The organism is Sulfurimonas sp., from assembly GCF_047622445.1.
Taxonomy (GTDB): Bacteria; Campylobacterota; Campylobacteria; order Campylobacterales; family Sulfurimonadaceae; genus Sulfurimonas.
Genome location: NZ_JBLHOE010000026.1, coordinates 1 through 25,057, shown reverse-complemented (window position 1 = coordinate 25,057; position 25,057 = coordinate 1). Strand labels below are relative to the sequence as shown.

General features: G+C 33.4%; 26 protein-coding genes. 6 read left to right on the top strand and 20 right to left on the bottom strand.

Translation table 11 applies throughout. From position 1 onward, the window contains the following. Nucleotides 1-30: 30 nt before the first annotated feature. Nucleotides 31-1,464, bottom strand: coding sequence for a cytochrome c oxidase accessory protein CcoG (gene ccoG / locus ACI9TV_RS07570; protein WP_415250169.1), 1,434 nt, complete (start codon nt 1,462-1,464; stop codon nt 31-33). Next, complete coding sequence (locus ACI9TV_RS07565; protein ID WP_415250168.1) at nt 1,461-2,159, bottom strand: recombinase family protein; 699 nt, start codon at nt 2,157-2,159, stop codon at nt 1,461-1,463. The genes ccoG and ACI9TV_RS07565 overlap by 4 nt, the downstream gene beginning before the upstream one ends. Before the next feature lie 174 nt (nt 2,160-2,333). On the opposite strand from ACI9TV_RS07565, the gene metH reads away from it, so the two are divergent. Further along, on the top strand, nt 2,334-5,825 hold the full coding sequence (metH, locus tag ACI9TV_RS07560) for a methionine synthase (protein ID WP_415250167.1): 3,492 nt from the start codon (nt 2,334-2,336) through the stop codon (nt 5,823-5,825). Between the two features lie 32 nt (nt 5,826-5,857). On the opposite strand, the gene ACI9TV_RS07555 is transcribed toward metH, so the two are convergent. From ACI9TV_RS07555 to glmM, 8 genes are all read right to left on the bottom strand, one after another. Continuing rightward, a complete protein-coding gene (locus ACI9TV_RS07555) occupies nt 5,858-6,313 on the bottom strand; it encodes a CZB domain-containing protein (protein WP_415250166.1) in 456 nt (151 codons plus the stop codon). Nucleotides 6,314-6,380: 67 nt separating this feature from the next. Next, nucleotides 6,381-7,889 carry a YifB family Mg chelatase-like AAA ATPase gene (locus ACI9TV_RS07550; protein ID WP_415250165.1) on the bottom strand — a complete coding sequence of 503 codons (1,509 nt, stop codon included), beginning with the start codon at nt 7,887-7,889 and terminating at the stop codon, nt 6,381-6,383. 79 nt (nt 7,890-7,968) lie between these two features. Continuing rightward, on the bottom strand, nt 7,969-8,493 hold the full coding sequence (gene def, locus ACI9TV_RS07545; RefSeq protein WP_415250164.1) for a peptide deformylase: 525 nt from the start codon (nt 8,491-8,493) through the stop codon (nt 7,969-7,971). A gap of 2 nt (nt 8,494-8,495) precedes the next feature. Next, nucleotides 8,496-9,572, bottom strand: a complete 1,077-nt coding sequence (locus ACI9TV_RS07540) for a GGDEF domain-containing protein (RefSeq protein WP_415250163.1) — start codon at nt 9,570-9,572, stop codon at nt 8,496-8,498. A 12-nt stretch (nt 9,573-9,584) separates the two neighbouring features. Then, nucleotides 9,585-10,175, bottom strand: a complete 591-nt coding sequence (gene clpP, locus ACI9TV_RS07535; protein WP_415250162.1) for an ATP-dependent Clp endopeptidase proteolytic subunit ClpP — start codon at nt 10,173-10,175, stop codon at nt 9,585-9,587. Nucleotides 10,176-10,178: 3 nt separating this feature from the next. Beyond that, nucleotides 10,179-11,477 carry a trigger factor gene (gene tig / locus ACI9TV_RS07530; protein ID WP_415250161.1) on the bottom strand — a complete coding sequence of 433 codons (1,299 nt, stop codon included), beginning with the start codon at nt 11,475-11,477 and terminating at the stop codon, nt 10,179-10,181. 77 nt (nt 11,478-11,554) lie between these two features. After that, nucleotides 11,555-12,010: a signal peptidase II gene (lspA, locus tag ACI9TV_RS07525; protein ID WP_415250160.1), complete on the bottom strand. Its 456-nt coding sequence runs from the start codon at nt 12,008-12,010 to the stop codon at nt 11,555-11,557. Next, nucleotides 12,003-13,343 carry a phosphoglucosamine mutase gene (gene glmM, locus ACI9TV_RS07520; RefSeq protein WP_415250159.1) on the bottom strand — a complete coding sequence of 447 codons (1,341 nt, stop codon included), beginning with the start codon at nt 13,341-13,343 and terminating at the stop codon, nt 12,003-12,005. Before glmM ends, lspA begins: the two co-directional genes overlap by 8 nt. Before the next feature lie 173 nt (nt 13,344-13,516). Between glmM and rpsT the strand changes: the two genes are divergently transcribed. The 3 genes from rpsT to ACI9TV_RS07505 are packed head-to-tail and all read left to right on the top strand — an operon-like array spanning nt 13,517 to nt 15,216. Then, complete coding sequence (gene rpsT, locus ACI9TV_RS07515) at nt 13,517-13,777, top strand: 30S ribosomal protein S20 (protein ID WP_415250158.1); 261 nt, start codon at nt 13,517-13,519, stop codon at nt 13,775-13,777. Nucleotides 13,778-13,789: 12 nt separating this feature from the next. Further along, on the top strand, nt 13,790-14,857 hold the full coding sequence (gene prfA / locus ACI9TV_RS07510) for a peptide chain release factor 1 (protein ID WP_415250157.1): 1,068 nt from the start codon (nt 13,790-13,792) through the stop codon (nt 14,855-14,857). Next, nucleotides 14,851-15,216: a DUF6488 family protein gene (locus ACI9TV_RS07505; protein ID WP_415250186.1), complete on the top strand. Its 366-nt coding sequence runs from the start codon at nt 14,851-14,853 to the stop codon at nt 15,214-15,216. Before prfA ends, ACI9TV_RS07505 begins: the two co-directional genes overlap by 7 nt. Nucleotides 15,217-15,260: 44 nt before the next feature. Here the strand turns inward: ACI9TV_RS07505 and dapF are convergent, their stop codons facing one another. Genes dapF through ACI9TV_RS07490 form a run of 3 tightly spaced genes read right to left on the bottom strand, consistent with a single transcriptional unit; the run spans nt 15,261 to nt 17,157 of the window. Next, entirely contained in the window at nt 15,261-16,007 is a 747-nt protein-coding gene (dapF, locus tag ACI9TV_RS07500; protein ID WP_415250156.1) for a diaminopimelate epimerase, read from the bottom strand. Further along, a complete protein-coding gene (gene coaE / locus ACI9TV_RS07495; protein WP_415250155.1) occupies nt 16,007-16,612 on the bottom strand; it encodes a dephospho-CoA kinase in 606 nt (201 codons plus the stop codon). Before coaE ends, dapF begins: the two co-directional genes overlap by 1 nt. Then, the gene (locus tag ACI9TV_RS07490) at nt 16,612-17,157 is read right to left on the bottom strand and encodes a spermidine synthase (protein ID WP_415250154.1); all 546 of its coding nucleotides are present in this window, start codon (nt 17,155-17,157) and stop codon (nt 16,612-16,614) included. The genes coaE and ACI9TV_RS07490 overlap by 1 nt, the downstream gene beginning before the upstream one ends. Nucleotides 17,158-17,322: 165 nt before the next feature. Here ACI9TV_RS07490 and ACI9TV_RS07485 point away from each other — a divergent pair, with 165 nt between their 5' ends. Beyond that, nucleotides 17,323-17,550 carry a DUF2892 domain-containing protein gene (locus tag ACI9TV_RS07485; RefSeq protein ID WP_415250153.1) on the top strand — a complete coding sequence of 76 codons (228 nt, stop codon included), beginning with the start codon at nt 17,323-17,325 and terminating at the stop codon, nt 17,548-17,550. 127 nt (nt 17,551-17,677) lie between these two features. Next, entirely contained in the window at nt 17,678-18,673 is a 996-nt protein-coding gene (purM, locus tag ACI9TV_RS07480; protein WP_415250152.1) for a phosphoribosylformylglycinamidine cyclo-ligase, read from the top strand. A gap of 27 nt (nt 18,674-18,700) precedes the next feature. Here purM and ACI9TV_RS07475 read toward each other — a convergent pair whose 3' ends face one another. From ACI9TV_RS07475 to ACI9TV_RS07445, 7 genes are all read right to left on the bottom strand, one after another. Then, nucleotides 18,701-19,387, bottom strand: coding sequence for a GNA1162 family protein (locus ACI9TV_RS07475; RefSeq protein WP_415250151.1), 687 nt, complete (start codon nt 19,385-19,387; stop codon nt 18,701-18,703). Continuing rightward, nucleotides 19,384-19,767, bottom strand: coding sequence for a DUF4810 domain-containing protein (locus ACI9TV_RS07470; RefSeq protein ID WP_415250150.1), 384 nt, complete (start codon nt 19,765-19,767; stop codon nt 19,384-19,386). The genes ACI9TV_RS07475 and ACI9TV_RS07470 overlap by 4 nt, the downstream gene beginning before the upstream one ends. Next, entirely contained in the window at nt 19,767-20,066 is a 300-nt protein-coding gene (locus tag ACI9TV_RS07465; RefSeq protein ID WP_415250149.1) for a hypothetical protein, read from the bottom strand. The genes ACI9TV_RS07470 and ACI9TV_RS07465 overlap by 1 nt, the downstream gene beginning before the upstream one ends. Further along, nucleotides 20,066-21,043, bottom strand: coding sequence for a CsgG/HfaB family protein (locus ACI9TV_RS07460; RefSeq protein WP_415250148.1), 978 nt, complete (start codon nt 21,041-21,043; stop codon nt 20,066-20,068). The genes ACI9TV_RS07465 and ACI9TV_RS07460 overlap by 1 nt, the downstream gene beginning before the upstream one ends. Before the next feature lie 238 nt (nt 21,044-21,281). Continuing rightward, a complete protein-coding gene (locus ACI9TV_RS07455) occupies nt 21,282-22,091 on the bottom strand; it encodes a hypothetical protein (RefSeq protein ID WP_415250147.1) in 810 nt (269 codons plus the stop codon). A 59-nt stretch (nt 22,092-22,150) separates the two neighbouring features. Continuing rightward, entirely contained in the window at nt 22,151-23,137 is a 987-nt protein-coding gene (locus ACI9TV_RS07450; RefSeq protein ID WP_415250146.1) for a hypothetical protein, read from the bottom strand. 191 nt (nt 23,138-23,328) lie between these two features. Then, nucleotides 23,329-24,582 carry an OmpP1/FadL family transporter gene (locus tag ACI9TV_RS07445; RefSeq protein ID WP_415250145.1) on the bottom strand — a complete coding sequence of 418 codons (1,254 nt, stop codon included), beginning with the start codon at nt 24,580-24,582 and terminating at the stop codon, nt 23,329-23,331. Between the last annotated feature and the right edge of the window lie 475 nt (nt 24,583-25,057).

Here is a 25,057-nt window from a genome sequence, read left to right as displayed (position 1 = left end):
AAGTTTATCTCATTTAGGGTTAAATATCTATTATTTAGCCTTTTTTAATTCATCCGCACGAGGGAATACAAACACCGCATCTCTGTATACGACAATGTTTTCTTCATGTCCGATTGCATATGCTTTAATCGTAATTGGTATAATCGTATCTTTTCTCTCATCATCAACAAGGACATCTGTTGTTCTAAGAATTACAACTTTTTTCTTTTTTATTCCAGGAACTGCAGAGAATTTTTTACTTGGTTTAGCAATAACTATCTTACCTTCCATTCCTTTAGGAGGAATAACATCAAAATAAAAGTCCATTCTCTCATTTTGCGTGTTTTGTAGTAAAAATACATAAGCATTGTCAACTCTTATATTGCCATCTGGCATTGCTTTGGTAGAATATAAACGCCCTTCTTTGTTAATGTTAAGAAGCATATTTTCTTTCGTGCTTCCCATCATTGCAAGAATGATCATAAGAATTATAAGGACTCCCACATATCCTAAAATTTTTCCACGAAAAAACTCTGTTTTACCTTTTTTGTCAATTACTTCATATTCACTTGACCAAGTAACTAAAGATGGTTTCCCAAGTTTACCCATCACTGTCGTACAGGCATCAACACATTCTAAGCAGTTGATACACTCTAACTGTAAACCTTTGCGAATATCAATATGTGTAGGACAAATAACTACACAAGCTTCACACGCTGTACACTCTGCATGTGGTTCTTCCACCTGAATTTCTTTTTGCTTAGTGTGTTGCTTATCATGATTTTCATCATAAATATGCCCACCACGATTTGTATTATAAAGAGACATAACGGTATGCTCATCATAGAGTACTGATTGAATACGAGAGTAAGGGCATATATAAGCACAAAAATCTTCTTTTAAAAATACAACATCATATACTAAAAAGAGTGCTATTCCTGTCATAATTCCTATAAGGGACCAATGGTTTTCATAATCAGCTAAATACACAAAGAAGTCTTCAGGTGGAACAAAGAACCAAAGGAAGTTAGCTGCAGCCAGGTAACTTGAAAGAAAAGCAATTGTTACAGCTACTACTTTTTTAACTTTATTTTTTGTCAAAGACATATCTGGTTCTTTTTGCTTGTTCTTAATACTTCTTCTCATTCCCAAAATTTTAGTCTCAATCAAGTCACGATAAATTGCACGAAAGGCCGTTTGAGGACATACCCATCCACAGAATACACGACCACCCATAACGGTCATTCCAAAGACGGTAAGAAACATAAACATGAGCAAGAACGGCATCAGATAAAGTTCTTGCATGTCAAACTGAATAAATGCTAAGTGAAGTTTTAGTTTATCAAAACTAAGTAGAAAAAAATGATTTCCATCTACTGTTATCCATGGTAGAACTAAAATAAATACTGTAGCTATAAAATAAACATAATAACGTTTAATCCTCCATTTCATTGGGATTTTATAGCTTTGTTCTTTTTCACTCATATGTTTGCTCCTGTTTCGTTTGGACAAATTATAGAATTTATCAATTCTTCTTGCGATTGTTCCCTCACTTCTGGTAACAATGAAGCAAAAGCAACTTGCTTCAACTCACGTGACTCTATATAATCTTTTAACGAACTTCTGCTGACCTCTAATCTTCTCGCCATTTCACTAACACTTTTTTTCTCTCTTATAAAGCCAATAATATCAGAAATATATTGATCAAACTTAGAGCTAGATTTACTGCCCTTTGGTCTACCTATCACTTTTTTCTCTTTAGCTTTGAGTGTTTGACGGAGTTGATCTATTAAAGCAAAAATCAACATAGACGTACTATCACGTGATATTATAACAGACTGTTTGATAAAATGAACATGAAAATTATTTTTCAACAAACATGAGAACATTTCTGTTACATCCTCCATGTTAGAACTTAGAACCCAAACATCCTGAACGAGAAGTGTCGAACCTTCTTGTGATTGAAAATTTTCAGTTACATGAAACCTTTCGTCGAGTCTTTTATTTTGTGAGATATGATCAATTACTTCTTCATCTATTGTCATGTTATTTGCAATAGCGTAAGAATTAATTATTTGGAGTTGTTCGCCTGCTGCATCGAAATGCTTATCGGGTCTTATGTATGCAATTGTTACCATAATAGCGGTTAAACCTCTCTTTATATTTAATATATACGTCATTATAGTCATTATTGACGATAAAAGTCAAGTAATATTGTATATTTTCGTCATTTTGTCTATATTTTAAACTTACCTCTAAAAAGCCTTAAAAAGTTATTCACTCAAACACAGAAATTTTTATGCTCACCTTAGGTAAAATAAGAACAATTAAATACACAAAGAAGCCTTTTTACTATGACAACAAAACACTATATTTTAGAAACAATTAAAACACGCCCTCTTATAATAGATGGTGCGATGGGTACACAACTTCAACAACGCGATGATAAGATTCCAAAGAGTGCATGGGAAGACAATGAAGGCTGTAATGAACTTTTAAATGTTACATGTCCTGAAATTTTAACTGAAATCTTTCATGCATACCTTACTTCCGGTGCTGACTTAATCACAACAAATACATTTGGCTCTTTTGCATGGGTCTTAGATGAGTATCAAATTGGTCATCGTGCATATGAGCTCACAAAAGCTGGAGCACAACTGGTAAAACAAGAATGTGAAAAATTTTCAACTCCAGAGCATCCAAGATTTTGTCTAGGTTCTGTTGGTCCAGGTACTAAACTTCCCTCTTTAGGTCACATAACTTATGATGAAATGTTTGAAGGCTATACTGATTTTTGTTGTGCTCTTATTGATGGTGGAGTTGATGTTTTCTTACTTGAAACATGCCAAGACCCACTTCAAATAAAAGCAGCCCTTCATGCCTGTCAAGAAGCAAATAAACAACGTAATGTAGAGATTCCAATTATGGTTTCTGTGACAATTGAGCTTAGTGGTACTATGCTCATAGGAACAGATGCCCAAACCATTGCTACTATTATGGAGCCTTTTGACATTTTATCTCTCGGATTTAATTGTGGGACAGGTCCTGAACAAATTGTGAAACATCTCAGAACCCTTAGTGAACTTTGGCATAAGCCAATCAGTGTTCACTCGAATGCAGGACTTCCTCAAAATCGCGGTGGTTATACATATTACCCTATGAATCCCGAAGAATTTACTGACAAACAAGAGAAGTTTCTAGAATTTGATGGAGTTAGCTTTTTGGGTGGCTGTTGTGGAACTACCCCGCAACATATCCGTACTTTAGTAGACAGAGTCCATGCTACTTTACCAAAACCAGCGACAGGAAGCCATCCAAATTCCATCGCTTCACTTTTTAACACAGCAGAGCTTATGCAAAAGCCTGCCCCTTTACTTATGGGAGAACGAAGTAATGCAACTGGATCTAAAGTATTTAAAGACCTTTTACTTGCAGAAGATTACGAAGGTACGATTAGTGTTGCACAACAACAAGTTCGTGCAGGTGCTCACGCAATTGATGTAAATGTTGGTTTTGCTGGTCGAGATGAAACGAAAGATATGAATGCAGTGATAGGAATGTACAATCAAAAAATTTCTCTTCCTCTCATGCCCGATTCCACACAAACAACTGGACTTGAAACTGCACTTAAAAATATTGGGGGAAAACCAATTCTCAACTCTGTGAACCTTGAAGATGGTGAAGGGAAGTTTGATGACGTATGTGCTTTAGCTAAAAAGTACGGGGCTTCTTTAGTGTGTCTTACAATAGATGAAATTGGAATGGCAAAAACAGTTAGCAACAAAATGGAAGTAGCTGACAGAATCATCGATCTTGCCACGAATCGTCATGGAATAAAAAAAGAAGATTTAATCTTTGATGTTCTTACTTTTACACTTGCAAGTGGCGATGAAGAGTATTGGGACGCTGGAGTTAATACCATTGAGGCAATTAGAGAATTAAGAAAAAAACATCCTGAAGTTGGAGCGACACTAGGTCTTTCAAATATCTCATTTGGACTCGACAAAGATACACGACCATATCTTAATTCAATGTTTCTGCACCATTGTTTAGAAGCTGGACTTACTTCTGTAATTATTAATGTAAAACATATTATTCCTATAAACAAAATATCTCAAGAAGATCAAACTATTTGTAATGATTTAATATTTAACCGTAAACCAAATGGTGAAGCACTCTTTACTTTCATTGAACACTTTAGTACCAAAGAAGCGATAGATACTTCAGTCGATGATGCCGAGTATTTAGCCATGACTAACGAAGAAAAAATTGCTAAACTTTTAATGGATGGAGATAAAGAACGTATGATTCCTCTTGTTGAAGAGGCTCGCCATACTATAGCTCCAGAAGTAATCGTTAATGAAATTTTAATTGATGCGATGAAAGTTGTTGGTGAACTCTTTGGTTCAGGACAAATGCAACTTCCTTTTGTTCTTCAATCCGCTGAAACTATGAAAAAAACGGTGGATCATCTTAATCCATACCTTCCAAAAGTTGAAAAAACTGTAGACACTACACTTGCACTTGGTACTGTCAAAGGAGATGTTCATGATGTTGGTAAAAACCTTGTCGATATTATTCTTTCAAACAATGGCTATAAAGTTCAAAATCTTGGAATAAAAGTAGAACTAGATACTTTCTTGGAAACTTTAGACAAAGGTCATATCTCTGCTTTTGGGATGAGTGGACTTTTAGTGAAGTCAACACAAGTCATGCAAACAAACCTCAAACTACTAAAAGAAAAAGGTATCACAATTCCTATTCTTTTAGGTGGAGCAGCTTTAACTCGTACATTTATTGATGATTTTTGTCGTCCTTTTTATGATGGACCTATCTTTTATTGTAAAGATGCTTTTGATGGTGTTACTGCTATGAGTAGAATTGAGGCCGGTAATTTAGATACAAATTTACATGGTAAAGATGGTGAAGAAAAAGCTGTTAAAGTAAAAAAAGAGATTATTATCCCTCCATTTAAAGAATTAAAAATGCCTTCTCGAGATGTAAGGGTTCCGACCCCTCCATTTTGGGGAAGAAGAGAGGTTAAACTAACAGAACAGCAAATTGAGATGGCTTTTGAATGGATAAACCATAAAATTCTTTTCAAATCTCGCTGGGGATATAGCTCAAAAGGCATGACTAAAGAAGCGCATGAAAAACAACTTGAAGAAGTAGTATGGCCAGCCTACGAAAAACTAAAAAAACAATTTCTAGAGGAAAAGATTTTTGAGCCCACTATCATTTATGGTTACTGGCCATGTAGAAGTGATGATAATAAACTTCTAATTTTTAATGAAGATGAAGGTTATAATTCTGACTCAGAAATCAATACCTTACCTTTACAGACGAGAAAAGAAAAAACAATAAAAGAGTTTACTTTCCCTAGACAAAGTAAACAACCACATCGTGCTCTCAGTGACTTTTTTCACAGTGAGAGAGATGATGTCATAGCGCTTACCTGCGTAAGTGCAGGAGCAAAAATCAGTGATGCAGAGCGTCTTATTATGGATGCAGGAGAGTATACCGAGTATTATCAATTCCATGGTCTTGGAGTTGAATTAGCAGAGGCTCTAGCAGAGATAGCTCACAAACAAGTGAGACTTGATTTAAATATTAGTGATAACGAAGGAAGTAAATTGTCTGATGTTAGGATGAATAAATACCAAGGAAGCAGATACTCTTTTGGTTATGCAGCTTGTCCGGACCTAGAACTTAACCGTCCATTGTTTGATTTGTTAAAGCCTGAGGAATTTGGAATTGAATTGAGTGAGACTTTTCAAATTCATCCTGAACAATCTACAAGTGCATTAGTGGTATACCATCCTAATGCAACATACTATAATGTATAAATTATAGTACGAGTATGTTCAAATAAAGAAAATTATTTAACGCTGAAGAAATCTTCACCTAAGGCACCAATACGTCTCTCCAGCTTACCAATTAAATCTAGAAGCTCTTTGGAAACTGCTTCTAGTTCATCATAATATCTCTCAGCCATTTCTTGCTCTGCAGAAGAGACTTTTCTCTTGATTTTCAATAATCTGGAAAAAAAAGACTTTCCGCCTTCACCAAAATATACTTGAAAAATCTTAAAATATATCTGATGTAATTCTGTATGCTTAATTCCGATAGACTCCATTACGTTCATACCTGGCATCATAACTATATCCTGTCCCGCACTATAAAACCACTTCCCAAATATACAGTCTGTATAATCTAATGGTATCGCTTCTTTTTCTATTGGCATACCAGAAATTAATGACTTAGCTCTTTGAACCCATTTGAGGTGAGCTACTTTCGCTGATCTAAGTTCTTGTACAATGCTTTCTTTTTCCACTTCAGTGCCTCAAATAATAATTTTATCTTATAGTATAGCAAAAAGTGAGAAGATAAACAAATTTTAACTATCTTCTTCTATAACTCAAGGCTTCAAGTATATGATTTTTCCCAATTATTGCACTAGAAGCTAAGTCAGCGATAGTACGTCCAACTTTTTGAATCTTTTTTATACTTCTAAAAGATAAATCGAATCTGCCAATCGCTATATTTAAAGTTTCTTGAGCTTCAGTATCTAGTATGCAAAAACTATCAATCTCTACATCATTCAACTTCGCGTTAAAACTTTTCTGTCCTCTTTTTTTAGCATATATATGAGATGCTACTACCATTTTATGTAACTCCATAGAGCTATAACTAGATTTGTCTTCAGCATTTACGTTTTGCATTACTACATTAATATCTATCCGGTCTAAAAAAGGATCTGAGAGTTTATTTTTATATCTTTTAATTTCAAGCTCACTGCATCTACACTCTTTTGCGCTATTGAGTAAATTTCCACACGGGCACGGGTTCATAGCTCCTATGAAAAGAAAATCTGCAGGATATTGAACCTTTGAATGTACTCGTGAGATACATATTTTATTATCTTCCATTGGTTCACGGAGTGATTCAAGCACATTTTTAGAAAAGTGAGGCAATTCATCAAAAAATAATATTCCCTTATGTGCTAGGCCTACTTCACCAATCTGAGCCTTATGTGAACCTCCCCCGAATATACTTGCTTGTGTTGAGGAATGATGAGGAGAACGTATACACCTATGAGGTTTAAAACTAGGTTCTTTCGCTTCTAAGGCTTCAAGCTTAGCTACTTCAAGTATCTCATCCGAGTTCATCGGTGGTAAAATAAACTGCAGTCTTTTAGCAATCATACTTTTCCCACATCCGGGACTACCCTCAAAAAGAATATTATGAAAACCACACGCAGCAATAAGAGCTGCTCTTTTTGCAACTACTTGCCCTTTTACATCTTTAAAATCATTTTCATATTCTTTTATATAATAGTATTTTTCAGACTCTATTTCATAATATGGATACTCAATACTGTTTCCACTTACACTAGCAATAGCCGTATCTTGATTACGAAGTAACTCTATAGCTTCTTCTAAATTTTTCACTCCATAAAGTTCAATATTAGGAATTTTAGATAATTTCTCTAAGGCCTCATTTGGGACAATAATTTTTTGAATAAGCCTTTGATTTGCTAAAGATAATACTAAAGGATACAAACCTAGATTTTCTTTTACTGTGCCATCAAGTCCTAACTCTCCAAAAACAAACCAATCAGAAAAACTTTCATCTATTGTATTTAATGCAATCATCAAAGCTATGCTCAAATCGAAGTGACTTCCCTCTTTACGTATATCACTTGGAGATAAAGAAAGGGTTATACGCTTTGGTGGAAAAGAAAAATCATTACTTAAAAGTGCCGATTTAACCCTTTCTTTAGACTCATTAATAGAAAGGTTAGCCATACCAACTATACTAAAAGAGGGTAAGCCTTTGGTAAGTGTAGATTCAACATGAACAACTTTTGCGTCAAGACCTTCATAGGTCGCACAGTTTATACTTTGCATCTTCCAAACCTTTCATATAAGTTAAGAAGATTGTATCTAGTTTGTAAAGTAGAGGAAGTTTATATTGCGTATTGCAATATTATTTAGGAGATTTATTTTCTTTAAGCATTTTTTTATACTCTTTTTCAAATTTACGACGCCTTGATGATGTTAGCTTGTCTATAAAAAGTATCCCTAATAAATGATCATATTCATGCTGTATAGCGATACTAAGTAATCCATCAGCTTCAAGATATTGCGTATTTCCATCTCTGTCTTGATAATTAAGCGTTAAAAATTCAAACCGATTAATATCTTCATAAAAAGAAGGTACACTTAAACAACCTTCTTGGTATGTACTTTCCCCTCTTGTATTACTCAAAACTGGATTAATAATCTCTATAAGATTTTCTTTTGGCTGTTCACCATCATCATCAGGGATATTTAGTATCAATATCTCTTGCGCGATACCTACTTGTATAGCCGCCAGACCAATGCCATTTGTTTGCATCATTAAAGGATACATTGCATCCAAAATTTCATGAAGTTTTAGATCAAATTTTTCAACTCTAAGAGATTTCTCTCGTAATCTTTTGTCTGGATATTCTACAATACTTAGATTCATACTTAGTTGTCATCTCCATTCATAAGTACTACTGCATAATCAGATGACTCATCTTTATACGCTTTTTCAACACCGTTCATAACGCTAACTACTGTTTCTTCCACAGAATAATCTGGATCTATATTTGTAATACCTATCGAGATTTGTAGTTTAATTTCTCTATCTGCTAAAAAGAAGTTTGAATTAGACACTAGATATATTAGTCTCTCACTTGCTTTTTTTGCACTCTCTATATCAGTATGTTTTAAAAGCATAACAAAGACTCCATTACCATAATGCGCTACTGTGTCACTACGTCTTGATGTTTTTAAAAGCAACCTTGCAATTGTTCTTGTCATAAGAAGCAAAGCTTTTTCATTCCCTACGCTATCTTTTAAATCACGAGAAAGTTCTATCATAATAAGTGAGCTTTTATGTTTAAACTCTTTTATTAACCCAGTTTCACTCTCTATTTTACTCATAAGATAACGTTTATTATACACACCAAATTTATTATCAAAAATAGTTTCATTTTCAACATTTTTTACAATAGTGGCTGTCTCATCATACAAAACCTTCATCTGTCCGCTTTGTTTTTTTACGATTGTATTTAACTTTTTGATGTCATTGCCTAGGGTAGAAGCGACACTTATTGTAGATTGTTTATCACTATCAAGCTCAAGTTCTTTCATTCTTTTTTCAAGGATTTTCGTCATTAAAGACATATTTTTATATAAATTAGCAGTAGTGCCTAAAATACTTTTTATTGAGGAAAAGCCTTTTTTTAAACTATGTTCAAGTTCTAATGTACTCTCCGCATCATTACTTTCTTCAAGTTCCAACATTGAAGATACTTGTTTTCTAAAGTTTTCATCTCTATCTTCTAAAAGTCTATCAAAGTAAAGAGAAAAATTATTTGGTGTAGGAGGTGTATTATCTGCAATAAGTGATGCTAAAACTTCTTTAGAATATGTTTCAATATCACTTAATTGGTTATCCATACCAAGTAACTTCTCCGAATTATGTGAGCTACTTGATAAGGAAGGTTGCTCATCAGTATTTAGATTACGTCTATTTCTACTTCTGAGTGTACCCGCCATCTTTATTTCCTTTTAGTCTTTATCGTTTTTAACTAAAACTTCATCGATAAGACCATAGTCTAATGCTTCTTTAGAACTTAAAAAATTATCTCTATCTGTATCTTTTTCTAAAGTTTTCAGACTTTGCCCTGTATTTTTTGCCATAATAGTATTTAATTCTTTTTTCATTCTAAGAATCTCTTCGGCTTGAATAGCGATATCAGATGCCTGACCTTGTGCACCACCTAGAGGTTGGTGGATCATTATCCGAGCATGAGGAAGAGCGTAACGCTTACCTTTTTCGCCACTACAAAGTAAAAAAGCACCCATAGATGCCGCTTGACCTATACAGATAGTAGCAACATCTGGACGAATATAATTCATAGTATCAAAAATAGCCATACCGGCAGTCACAACACCACCTGGGGAATTGATATAAAAAAAGATATCTTTTTCTGGATCTTCAGCTTCTAGAAATAAGAACTGTGCAACTATAGTAGAAGCGACTTGATCGTTTACTTCACCACTAAGCATTACAATTCTATCTTTAAGTAAACGTGAGTAAATATCATAAGATCGCTCTCCACGTCCTGTCTTTTCAACTACATATGGGATATAGCTCATTAACTAGGCCTCTTTTATTCTTGAGTTTAAGATTGTACTTAGAACTCTATCTTCTACCATTGACATTTGAATTGCAGGAATATATCCAGCTTCTTTATAATGCTCATATGCTTTTTGAGGATCTTGACCTGTTTGCATCGCTTCATAGTAGATAGTTTGCATAACTTCATTTTCATCAACTTTAATGTTTTCTGCCATTGCTAGTGTATCGATAATAAAAGTAGCTCTTACACTTCTCTCAGCATCCCCACGGAATGTTTCACGAAGTTCTGTTAATTTATCTGCATTTTCACGAAGCTCTTTAATCTCATCTTCACTCATTGACGAAGCTGCTTTGTTTAGCGCCATATCAATCTCTTGTTCTACAACAAATTCTGGTAAATCAAATGAAGTACCCGTTACTAAGCTCTCTAGTAATTCTGGTTTCATTGTGTCATTATAAAGTTTAGACAACTCTTCATTTTCAATTTGAGTTTTCACTACTGCTTTTAAACTTTCAACAGATGCATCTTCTTCACCTTGAAGTAACTTTTTAGCTAACTCATCATTTATTTCAATATCATCTTTTACTCTAATTTGTTTTACAGCTACTTTAAACTCAGCTTCTTTACCAGCTAAATCTCCACCGTAATTTTCAGGAAATGTTGCCTTAATAGTAACTTCTTCATCTCTTTTTATACCAATAAGTTGATCTTCAAAACCTGGAATAAATTGACCAGAACCAAGAAGAAGAGCGAAGTCTTCAGCTTTTCCACCATCAAACGCTTTTCCATCTATGAAACCTTCAAAATCAATTATAGCAGTATCGCCATCTTTCATTTTACGGTTTCTTTTAATATCTACTAATTCAGCTTGACCTTGCGCTATTTCAGTAACTTTAGCATCAATATCATCATCACTTACAACTGGTTTATTAAATTCTTTTACCTTTGAAGCATAATCACCCATTTCTATTTGAGGTCTCATTGCAACTTTTACTGTTACTTCTATTTTGTCATCACTTTTATCAAATCTAGAAACGTTTGGTTCGCCGATTAATGATTCATTTGGGATACTTAGCTCTTCTAAACCTTTTACAAGTACTTCACGTAGTGCCTCTGCTTCTGCATCTTCTTGAAGTTTACGACCGTACTGTTGCTTTACGATTGCTACAGGAACTTTTCCTTTACGAAAACCTTGGATAGTTGTAGTTTTAGCTAGTTGTTTAGCAATTTTCTCAACATTTTCATTCACTTCATCCATAGAGATTACAGCTTCGATCTCAGCATTTGCACCATTAATTTTGTTTGATTTGATTTCCATCAATTTCCTTTATTTCTATACTTGTTGCAAGAAAGCAACTATTATTTTGGACAATAATACCAAAAAAGTGCTTGGAATTAGCTTTTACAAAACTTAGGTTTAAAGTTCAAAACTAAAAACCATACAACTGCAACATCTATCATTACATCCGCAAAGTTAAAAACAGCGAAATTAAAGCCACAGTGCCAATATACCATATCCACAACACCTTCGTGAATAAACCTATCGTAGACATTTGAAAATGCTCCACCTAAGAGTAAACCTGCTGGAATGGCGTAGCAAACTTGCTTCATATAGAGGATATATCCAAGCACACCAAACACTAAAACAAGTTGGATATATTTGAGCCATTCTTCTAAAAATGCGAACATTGAAAATGCCACACCTTTGTTATATACTAATATTAAGTCGATACACTCTGTGTAATAACGAAAACCATCCACAAAAAGCATTTTAATATTTTGATCAATTATAAAAACACCTACTAGAGTAAAAAAAAGAATTATGTTTAATCGTAGTACTGGATTATGCATTTAAAGCTTTTTCAAAAAATACAACCATATCGTCCATAGCTTTATTCATCTGTTTTGCATCTTTGCCCTCAAGAAGAATACGTAGTTTATTTTCAGTCCCAGAGTAACGGATAAGATGTCTAATATTTTGAGTCTCAAGTACTTCTAACTTCTTAGCTAAACCATCAATATCAGCTAATTCTTTTTTCACTTTTATATTAATATTTGTAAGCTTTTGAGGATACAAAGAGAATGGACGTAAAACTTGAGAAGCTTTTTTGTTTGCGTGAATAATGAGTGCTAAAACTTGAAGCGCTGAGACAAGTCCATCTCCAGTTTTTGCATAATCATGCATAATTACATGCCCACTTTGCTCACCTCCAAAATTAATATTTTCTTTATTCATTACTTCTAAAACATGCTTATCCCCTACATCTGAACGAAATAGCTTAAGGTTTTGAGAGTTCATGTAATCATCAAGACCTTGGTTACTCATAACAGTAGACACTATGCCTCCACCTTTAAGTAATCCTTGATTATTTAGGTAAGAGCCCAAAGCACCAAGAAGTTGATCCCCATCAACAACTTCACCCTTTTCATCCACGACAACAAGTCTATCGGCATCTCCATCTAGAGCTATCCCTAAATCTGCACGATATTTAATAACACTCTCGCTTAAATCTTTAGTATGTAATGCACCACAGCCTTCATTTATATTATAACCATTAGGATTATCATGCAGCACTATAACATCAGCACCAAGTTCTTCTAAAACAGTTGGACCAACTTTATAACCCGCGCCATTGGCAGTATCTAAAACAATTCTCATCTTATGTAAAGAGAGATCTCTCGGAAATGAATTTTTAAGTTGAACAATGTAGCGACCAATTACATCATCAATTCTTTTTGCTTTACCAATATTTTTAGCTATTAGCTGTGCTTCATCTATCCTCTCTTGATTATTGCAAATATCTTCGATAGTTTTTTCTACTTCACTTGAAAGTTTATTTCCATGACCATCAAAAAACTTAATCCCATTATCTTCAAAGGAGTTATGCGAAGCTGAAATCATTATCCCAGCATCACATCTCATATTTTCTGTAATAAATGCAATTGCTGGGGTAGGCATAGGGCCTATCTGAATTACATCATAACCAATCGCAGTAAGACCTGCAACAATTGCATTTTCAATCATATAACCACTAATGCGTGTATCTTTACCAATCAGAATCTTATTGTTCACTGCATTCTGTTTAAAATAGATTCCTGCAGCCATCGCTACTTTCATAGCAAGTCCAGCTGTTAAAAACGAGCCTGCTTCACCACGCACTCCATCTGTTCCAAATAGTTTCATTATTTCTCCTAAAACTACGCCTAATGGCGAGAAAAATTGTTTTTAATTATGTAAGGAATTCTAACATAATTATATATAATTAGAGAATTTGACAATATATTACGTCTTTAACATAACTTTAATTCTATTTAAGCTAATATTTCGAACTTAATTTATAAAAAGAAGGACTCAACATGGCAAATCACAAGTCATCAATGAAGAGAATTCGTCAAACAATCGTTCGTACAGAGCGTAATCGTTTTTACAGAACTCGTCTTAAAAACATCGTAAAAGATGTTCGTACAGCAATCGACGCAGGAAACAAAGAAGAAGCAGCTGCTACATTCAAAGTAGCTAACCAACAAATTCATAAATTTGTTAGCAAAGGTATTCTTAAAAAAGAAACTGCCGCTAGAAAAGTAAGCCGCTTACACAGAGCTGTTAACGCGATATAAGGCTAACGTATTATGTTAGCAGATAAACTCACACCGTTTATCACCCGCTATAACGAACTTGGCGATTTGCTAAGTTCGCCTGATATAACTTCTGACATCAAACGTATGACAGATCTCTCAAGAGAACAATCAAACCTTTTACCAATCGTTGAAAAAGCAAAAGAATACCAAACCTTAGTTTCAGATATTGCTGATACAAAAGATATGCTTTCTGATTCTGAAATGGGCGACATGGCAAAAGAAGAACTTAAAGAGCTTGAACCACAAAAACCAATCATGGAAGAAGAGATTAAAATGCTTCTTTTACCAAAAGATCCAAATGACGATAGAAATATCATTGTTGAGATGCGTGCTGGTGCTGGTGGTGATGAGGCTGCAATCTTTGTAGGCGATTTATTTGATGCTTACACAAGATATGCAGATTTAAGAAATTGGAAAATTGAGATTATCAGTACTTCACCATCTGATTCGGGAGGTTACAAAGAAGTAACAGCCCTTATCAAAGGTGAACAGGTTTATAGTCGGTTGAAATATGAAGGTGGAACACACCGTGTTCAACGTGTTCCAGAAACAGAATCTCAAGGTCGTGTTCATACATCAGCAATCACAGTAGCAGTGATGCCTGAAGTTGATGATGTTGAAGTAGTTATTGAAGATAAAGATTTAAAAATAGATGTAATGCGTTCTTCTGGATGTGGTGGTCAATCTGTGAATACGACCGATTCGGCTGTAAGAATTACTCACTTGCCATCTGGTCTTGTTGTAACCAATCAAGATCAAAAATCACAGCATAAAAACCGTGAAAAAGCTATGAAAGTTCTTAAAGCAAGACTTTATGATCTACAAATGCACGAACAGCAGTCAGAAAATGCAGCTGAACGTGCAGCTCAAGTTGGAACGGGAGATAGAAGTGGTCGTATACGTACATACAACTATCCTCAAAATCGAATGAGTGATCATAGAATTAACTTAACTTTATACAGACTTGATGCGATTATGAGTGGTGGACTTTTAGATGAAGTTGTTGAGCCACTTATTACAGATCATCAAGCCAAGATTGTTGAAGCTGCTGGATTATAAAAAGATTACTTACATTAATACTTATCACTATCGTGGTAAGTTTTAGTACACTCCATTCACAAAATGCTCAAAACTACTACCGCTATGGAGACATCAATACAACGCTTAACAAAAGGGCTATAGTAAATATTGCTAAGGCGGAAGTTAGAAGACTTATACTACAAAAAAAAATCTCTACAAGTTGGAAAATTCTTTCTTTATCAAATATTGAAAAAAACAATGATACATCTAGTTGGATAGTACACTTTAGTAATTCAAAAATAAAAAATAAAAAATACCAAAGTTTATATATAAATATAGATGATCACGGAAATGTTAAAAATGTGAGCTACTCAAGAGTGCCTCACGTTAAGAAATAAAGGTCTAAATAATTATATAATACAAACTAACTAATACTATTATGTTAGTTAGTTTTCCACTCTGTTATAAAGGTATTTTTCACTTCACCTCTAAATGTTATAGTCCTATCATTCATTCCAAGATACAATGTTTCACCGCTGGCTGGATATACCTCTATAGAATCCTTAACTAAACCTTCTTGCAGTGCTCTATAAAAACAAGCAGCCATACCAGTTCCACATGCCAAAGTTTCATCTTCAACACCACGTTCATACGTTCTCACTCTAAGGTTTTTACCATCGAGAAAGGCAATGTTTACATTTGCATTATATTTTTGACGTAATTCACGTGCTTCTGAAATATCAAACGCTTCTATATTTTCAACAAAAGCAACCATATGAGCTACACCAGTATCTATTTTCCACCAGTTTTTGCCAGAAAATTCTATACCTTTTTCTAGTATTGAAGGAGGAGTAAGCTCACTGAGAACCATTAAGCCATCAACTTCCGCTTTTATAACACCTGCTTCAGTGAGAAAACTCATATTAACAGGGGCTAGATCGTGTGAATATGCATAATGTGCGCACGCTCTACTTCCATTACCACACATCTCAGCACTACTACCATCAGAGTTATAAAATTGCCATTGAAAGTCATAGGTAGCATTTGGAATAACAACTATCAATCCATCAGCTCCTATCCCATCTTGTCTATGACAAAGCTCTTTTGCTAATTCGCTTCTATCTTTTTTAACTTCGGAATGAAATATAACAAAATCATTTCCACTAGCACTGTACTTAGAAACTGTCATTATTTCTCCTTTTTAAGATATTTATCTTTTATAATTGTAACAAAGTCTTCCACTTCTTGCTGTAAATGTTTTAAATTTTTAGAATTATCAATTATCCATGTTGCTTTTTCTTTTTTTTCATCTATTGGCATTTGTGAAGAAATACGTTTTAAAGATTCTTCTTTGGAGTACTTATTTCTTTTAAGGAATCTATCTAGCTGCACATCACTTGGAGTATAAACTACTACACTATCAGTTATATCATACGCACCATTTTCAAAAAACAAAGGAATATCTATGAGGTATGGAAATTTAAAACTATCTTGTTTTATACTTTGTTCTTCTATCTCATCACGAATTTTTGGATGAAGGAAGTCTTCTAAAATCTTCTTTTTCTCAGGATTTGAAAATATCATCGTTCCAAGTGAAGTTCTATCAACCTTGGAATTTTTTACATACTCTTTACCAAATGTTTCTTCCACCCAATTAAATGAGCTATCTAGAATCTGATGTGAAATAGTATCTGCATCTATCACACGCATACCATTGAGTGACATAAGTGATGCAACCGTACTTTTACCTGTCGCAATACCACCCGTTAGAGCTATAGCATACGAAAATGCCATTAGTTTTTAATTATGCCTAAGTATTCTTTACGAACATTGTTACCCATTGCAAACGACGCTGGATGAATATCGCAGTTGTAATACTCTAAGCCATCAAGCATATCAGCACGGTGAAGGTTGATATCTGCAGTTGGATGGTACTCTTTTGAAGATAAAAGTGCAGTTGAGCCATTACCTAAGTTATATGGCATTATTACTTTAAAGTATTTTCCAAGAATATGCATCATTGATTTATTTTCAGTTGTCTTATCTAAAGATGGATGCGTCATTGTTACGAGACCATCTTCTTTTAAAACACGAGAAATATGTGCCATTACAGCGGCATCTTCACCTGATTCACATATAACAACATCATACGATGCATCTGCTTCTTCTCTAATAGCATCCAGTCCACATTGTACTGATTTAAAAGCGATACCAGTATGTTTTTGCATCTCTATTTCTAGAGCAGACGTGTCATCACTGATGATTAATACATTTTCTGGAGCTTTACTTGTGCACACTGGTACATGAACCATCATTTCGTTGTAGATAAAATTTTTCATTTATTTTATTCCTAATATATAATTAAAACCGATTTTAGCATATTTGTCTTTATAAGTGTTAAAAAGCTTAATTTTTCCATATATTTAAGGAGTAATTCATATTTACTTATTTTTTTATTCTAATATTGATATAATTTCATCTTTAAAAAATAATAAGGAAATAAAATGAATGTAAATAAAATTAGAAAAGTTTGTAGAGTAGTTCGTATTGTTGTTGGTTTAGCACTTATTGGTGTTGGTGCATATTATGTTTTAAATGCGACTCCTGAAACACCCGCAAATTACCTTTGGTTCTTAGGTGCAATTCCATTAATCGCAGGACTTGTAAACTTTTGCCCACTATGTCTTATCACAAAACAATGTGATATACCAGAACCAAAATCAAACGCGTAAACTTCTCTACACTTATACTAAGTCTTTTCTTTTAAGAGAGAAGACTTAGTAAATATAACTTCTCTTTCTTAACACTTATCTAAACTCAACTAAGATATAATTTCATACTTTATAAATGGAGTTCATAATGAGCCAAATTAGTTACAAAGATGCCGGTGTTGATATAGATGCAGGTAACAGTTTCGTTGAAAATATCAAACCCCTCGTAAAATCTACTAAAATACCTGGCGTAATGGGTGGAATAGGTTCTTTTGCTGGAGCGTTTGAACTTCCAACTGGGTTTAAAGAGCCTGTAATGCTAGCAGCAACTGATGGTGTTGGTACTAAACTTAAGCTTGCAATCGATTCAGGTATTCATAATACGGTTGGTATTGACTTAGTTGCTATGTGTGTAAATGACTTACTTTGTAACTTTGGAACTCCTTCTTTCTTTTTAGATTACTATGCAACTGGAAAACTAGATGTTAATGTAGCTACGAATGTAGTTGCAGGGATAGCTGAGGGTTGTATCAGAAGTGAATGTGCACTTATTGGTGGTGAAACTGCTGAGATGCCAGGAATGTATTCAGAGGATGATTATGACTTAGCTGGTTTTGCAGTTGGTGTAGCTGAAAAATCTGAAATGGATAGAGTTTCATTAGTACGTGCTGGACACAAACTTATAGCACTTCCAAGTTCAGGACTTCATTCAAATGGTTTCTCATTAGCTCGTAAAGTTTTATTTGAAAAAATGGAAATGAAGTTTGACGATGACTTTAACGGGAAACCTTTAATTGAAACTTTATTAGAACCAACAAACATTTATGTAAAAACTTTTAAAGCCTTAAGAAATGAGATTGTAGCAATGGCTCATATTACTGGTGGTGGTATCATTGAGAATCTTCCACGTGTTCTTCCAGAAAATTTAAAAGCAGAAGTTAAAAAAGATTCTATTAAAGTACTCCCTATATTTGAATTGATGTCAGAACATGTAGATAGAGATGAAATGTTTAGAGCATTTAATATGGGCGTAGGAATGATTTTAGTAGTTGAAGAATCAAATGTAGAAAAAATCCTAGCATCTACTGATGGTTACTTAATTGGTGAAGTTGTTGTAGGAGAGCGTAAAGCAGTCATGATATAAAATCATGACTACTTCTCGCCTAACAAATCATTTTTTGCTTTGATCAATTAACTGCATACTCTGGTCTTGCATATATTTACTACTGTATGGACCAGCTGGAAGGGTAGATATAATTCTCTTGTTTGCAAGGTGTGCATAATCAACATAATCTGCTGCAGCAGTATTAACAGCAGTTGCTATTGCTGAAACAATCAGACCAACCAAACTTCCTCCACCATCTCCACCACCTAAATCTATAACTACAGTTCCTGTATATTTCCATAATTCTTCCGAAGTTCTAGTTGAAAGTATTTGAGCCTCAATCTGAATTGTTAAATGTGATGCGATAACCATATAGGAAAGATCCCATTTTTTAATTTTAGTCATTAAAACTGTATCTGCTCCAAAGTACTCATAAAACTTATTTAATGGCATATCATATAGTATCTCGGTGTCATACACACCTTCTTGCTTCATAATATCTGCTACCATCTCCGTTGGAAATGTATAATAACCCATCAATGCGAATGGTGCTTCTGTGGTTGTCATATAATAATCTTTTGCTTCAGCATCAGTACTTTCATTCATTGGTGGTAATATTAGTATAGAACGAGGTTGCTGTTCATACATTTTAGGAAATGCTGCATCTTTAGTAATAACAGCTGGACCACATCCAGTAAGAAAAAATATTGATACTATTAAAAATGAGCTTGTTATCAATTTTTTTCTAATCATTTGTTTTCTTCTTGAACAACTTTAATTTTTTTCAACATTCTATTCATAAAATATACAGATTCAGGATATATGCGCTTTTCATTATTAAAGTTTTCAACTGCTTTACTGTAGTTACCTGATTTAAGATAAATATAACCAAGGTTTGCATACATACCTGGAGCAACTCTTCCAGATAAACTATCAGAAGAATTTTCAATTGCATTTTCTATTGATTTTTGTAACGTTAAAGCTGTTTCTGGACCTACCTCTTGTTTTGAGTGGTAATATGATGTACTATAATCTCCATAGTTATATAAAGGTTTAGGTTGAGATGCACATCCTGAGAATACTAATCCAAGCATGGTAAAACTTAATAAACTAATACCTAGATTCTTTATCATTAATTGACTCCTATTTCTTTTCCTACTTCATTACCTAGATAGATTTCTCTTTTTACAATGGTGGAGTTATTTCTAAATACTTCAATTAAATGTTTACCTGGCTTGAGTACATACTGATTATTTTTGCCATTTTTAACTTTAAAAGGCCCCCCACCATCTATAGACACCTCAATATCATTTGTATAGCCAGTAAAATATACATATGACTTTCCTTCTACTGATATAACGCCTTCTTTGTAGCCACACCCCGATAAGAATAACATGCTAATTAAAGCCATTATAGATATTATTATTTTCATTATTTATCTCCTACTTGAATATATAGTTGTGAATAATCTTTACTATCTATGAAGGATTTTAAATTACCTTCTATTAGACTACATAAGGACACTTCAGTATCAATTGTATTCCCTATAGTAGCGTCTACTTGAATTTTTCCTATCTTTTTACTTGGTAAGTTAATCATCATATTCGATTGAGGATTTTTAACTTGCTTACCCTTTTTGTATACATCAAACTTATCGTTTACTTTAATCTTTTGACTTTTACCACCTGAAATTATTAAGCTTCCATCTTCATATCCTAATATATAACCTTTCCAAGGTTTATCAAGCATATTTTCTATTATGTTAGAAGTTAAATCTGATATTGCTGCATCTATTGCTTTATCATTTAATTGACTGTTATATCCAGCTTTTGAACCAACACCAAATACACTACCAGCTTCACTAAAAGCACTTCCTTTTCCTTCCTCTGAATAAATGATAAGTCCAGAACTAACGTCTACTATCCGAATATGAACCTTTGCAAATGTTTCTTGCTTTTTAACACGACTAAAAATTCCGACATCGCTAGTTTCTTTACGACCAAATTCTGTTATTGAACCTAGTATTAAAAAATCTGCAGAATTATCTAAACTTTTACGCTTCCCTATTTTAAGTTCATCTTCTATTTTAGACAAGTCTGCACGTTCAAGCAAAATAAACCTATCAGATTCAAAGAGTTTTGCAGATAATATATCCATAGCTTGTTTTCCAATTCTATCATTATTTTTATCTAGAAAAAAACTTTGCCCATGTCTCGTTTCATTTGTAAATCTTCCAATGGCAACTTTACGTTTTAAACCATTTAGCTCATTTTTCTTTGCTTCCTGTACTTTAGTAGTTTCAACTTGCTTTACCACTAGAACATCATTTAGCTCAGTTTTTTGCATCGTAGCACAACCAGATAATAATATCAAAGCACTACTAATTAAATAAATAGTTTTAAATTTCATTTTAAATTCCTTTAATATTTTATAGCAATATATCATTAAATATATTTATAATATAGTATTTTTACTGATAGTAATATTTTTTATATATAATGATACTATTAGTTACTATAATAGATATTTAGCGAGTACTGATGCTTATTTAATTAGTAAAATTATTGAAGGAGGGAGAAGTAAGCAGTGAACAAATCATGACTGCTTTTCGCGATAAGAAGTGATCTGTAATCACTTCTTTAAAAGTCTACTTAAAAGCCTTCTTTAAATCTTCTGTAATTTTATCTGGAACATCTGATATACTCATAAATGTACCCATACTTAAAAGAGGATAACTTAACGCTAAGTAGTACTCTCCATGCAAGCTGGTTGCAGTACCATTTTCTATAGAAATAGTATAAGGAAGAACTGCAGCATTAGCACGACCTATTTTTTCCACAAACTTCTTTGTCTCTTCCCCAAGCTCATAACCAAAAAGTGTACTAGTATCTGATAATTTTAATTCAAAAATAACAGACTTAGCATTTTGGTAATTTTTTGCTTTTGCAACTAATTCAGATTGTGAACCTTCACCTAGCTCTTCATTATCTTCATAATAAGGACGACTCATCATATAATGATATCCAGCAATATCATCATCTTCAAGCTTATCTTCAGAACCAACTAAATTAGGAAATGCCCCACTAATTTTTTCGAGTTCTGCATTAAATACATTATCATTGTAATCGTCTTGCATAAATGCACGACCAAAATAGACAGGATTTGTAATACTAATTATTTTTTCTTGATTATCTACAAATAGGCGGAGGACAGCAGCGTGAGCACGCTTTTCTTTTGTTGCTTGAGCAATTAAAGTGTCATTTGTAAACACTATTGTTTGACCATCTTTAACAGAGTCATAAGTTGCAAGAATTTTATATCCTACACCTTTAAGTGCTTTTCTTGCACTTTTAACATCCATATGTTCACCAACTAAATAAGCACTAATATCTTCTGCATTTACAGTAGAAGCCGAAGCTCCTAACATTACCAATAACGACAATAATAAATTTCTCATTCAACAACCCCTTGTTGTAAAAGTACAATAGGAGTCGTATGTTTATTACGTCCTATTGACTATATTTCTTTAGCACCCATCGATTTCATAATCGAAATGATTTCAGCATCAATTTTTTTAACCCATTCTTGTTTTACAGGATCTGTAATATTTAGTAAAGCAGTCCAATTTGAAAGTGTAGGCATACCAATTACCATAGTATTGGAATCTTTTTTAATGTATGAATACATTGAACATGGTGCAAAAACACCACCATCTGGGCGACCTTTGTTAAATACATTATAAGAAAATGTAAAGTGACATAGAGAGTATACAAAAAATGCATCATATTCTGCAAATTCCATTCCTAAGTCTTCTTCATATGTTTCTTTAAAGTTTTTAAAACCCGCTATTATATACTTTTTATCTTCAAATGCTGCCTCGTATTTTTCTTGAAATGCATCAATAAAATCACTTAATTCACCCGCTCTATCAACTGGTACCTCAAACTTCATCATCGATTTTGCAGGAAGAGCTGCAAATGTTTTTATCTCAACTTTTCCACCAAGTCTTTTGTTTACCAAATCATCTAATGGATCATACATTGCAATAAAAGCTTTTCTTACGTTTGCATTTTTAGTTCCCACAATATCTAACATTGTAGTAGGGTCTAGATGTCCTACATAAGTTTTATCTTCAGAAGCCTTTTTATAAATTAATTCATTAAAAGGGGCAAAACCTGCCACTTCTGGATTAGTCTTTAATAATTCGTGCAAAACCTTATCATTTGATATGGAGAAAAAACTTAAATTATCTAAGTTCTTAGCCCAATTCTTATCATAATCTGGATCATCTGGATTACCATAACGTGCAGCATAAACGCTATCAACTCTATCTCTTGCTTCTGATACTTCAAAATCTATACTATTTAAATCATTTTCAATTAGATCTGCATATTTTTTACTAGCATCACCTTCTATTACATTAAATCTAGCACTATTCGCACCAAATACCACTGTTGCTACTAGCGTAAGGGCAACTGTTGTCTTTACTATTTTGTTAAACATCTATATTTCCTTTTCTTATAATTAGAACTATTCATCACAAAATAGTCACGTAAATCGGAAATAATTGTAGCATAATTTGTTTTATCTTTGGCTAATTTACATATGTTTGTCAAAAAAGTTTGCTTTAGTGTAAAAATAAGATGCCACTCTAAATAGTGACATCTTGAAACGAGGTAGTTTTCTAAATAATTTTAGAAAGCTAAATTAACTTGAAAACTATAACTAGTTTCAGAATGATTAGTTGTAATATTTTGTCCCATAAAGTTATTGATTGATGTTGTAACTTCAGGAGCATATACATATGCTAAGTCCATAGAAACTGTTTTACTTAGATTATATGTACCACCAAGTGCATAGTGAGTTTCAATATTACCAGGGAAACCTAAAGCATTGAAAGTGTTTGTTAAACCTCCTGGAGGTACTGGTATTGTTGAATCTAATGGTAAACCTTTACCTGCATTATCTTGAACTGCACTATCTGTATCGGAATAACCAATACGAACAGCCCAGTCATCAGTAGCATACTGGTAACCTATAATAATCACATCTTGAGATTCCCATCCAAAATCTTTATATCCTTCAGCACCTTCCCAGTCAATATTTTTATAATCTAATGCTATTGTATGCCCGCTCGCAGAGTAACTTATACCAACACCATATTCAGCAGGAGTTGATAATGTATTATTAGAATACTGTCCCCCATTCATGTCTCCAACAGCTGCTTCAAGTTGGCCATCATAGTCCATATCAATTTTTGATTTATAAACTGCCCCTAGAGTTATACCACCTGTTTCATAAGCAAGTCCAATGTTGTATCCAAGGGATATATCACTACCTATTCCTGCACCATGAGTTGTTGAAGTTCCATTTTGATTAGTATCCGCAAAATAATTAATATCTAAAGTACCATACTGAATAATCGGAGTAAGACCTAAGCTAAAGTTATTTGCTTTATATACTAAAGGAACACCAAATTGCATTAACTGCAGTGATGTTACCATTTCCATTTGTGTACTACCTGCTGCAGCTGACGCATCTCTATAATCAACACCAAGTCCACCTGTTCCCCACATACCAATACCAACATAAAAATTATCGTTAACTTTATGCGCAATAGATACAGATGGGATAACAAATGTATCAGCGTCACTACTTGCAGTTGGTCCTGTATATGCACCATTTTGAGTCATAACAGTATTAGCGTTTTCCACATCTGGCATAAATAAAGTACCACCAAACGAAATTTCAGTACCATTTTTAATATTTGCAATAAATGCCGGATTAGATAATGTAGATTCAGCTCCATGACCCATACCAATACCAATTCCTGCCATACCTCTAGTCTTAGCTCCCATACCAATCATTGTAGAACCATTTGTAGCAAACGCAGATGTCGCACCTAAAGCTAAAGCAGCTACTACTGCTAACTTGATAGTTTTATTCATATAAAATTCCTTTTTGTTATAAATCAAATTTTTGTGATTTATTTGATAAACATAGTCTAGTATTAGTTTTTTTAATTTTAGCTTAGATAACATTACAATAAAGTGATAGTTCTCCACTATATTTATATGATATAGGGATTAATTATAATTAAAACTTATCATAATAGAATCTAAACATAAGTATATATAATATAAAGAGTATCAATGAATTTTATTATTTATTTATATTATATTATAATTAATTTATCAAATTATTTAAATATGTACTAGTGGGTAATATTGTAACATTCTTATCACATTTATTCTAATGTTAACTTATTGATAATAAATCATTGATTGGTAAATGAAAACACTACTTTCGCTAATTCAAGTAAAAAGTGTAGCCCCTATAAAAATTAAGAAGAGTAGATCAAGAGTAATAGGTAGAAACAAGAAGCAAGGTACTAGTACACTAGTCCATAATTTAGTATGAGTC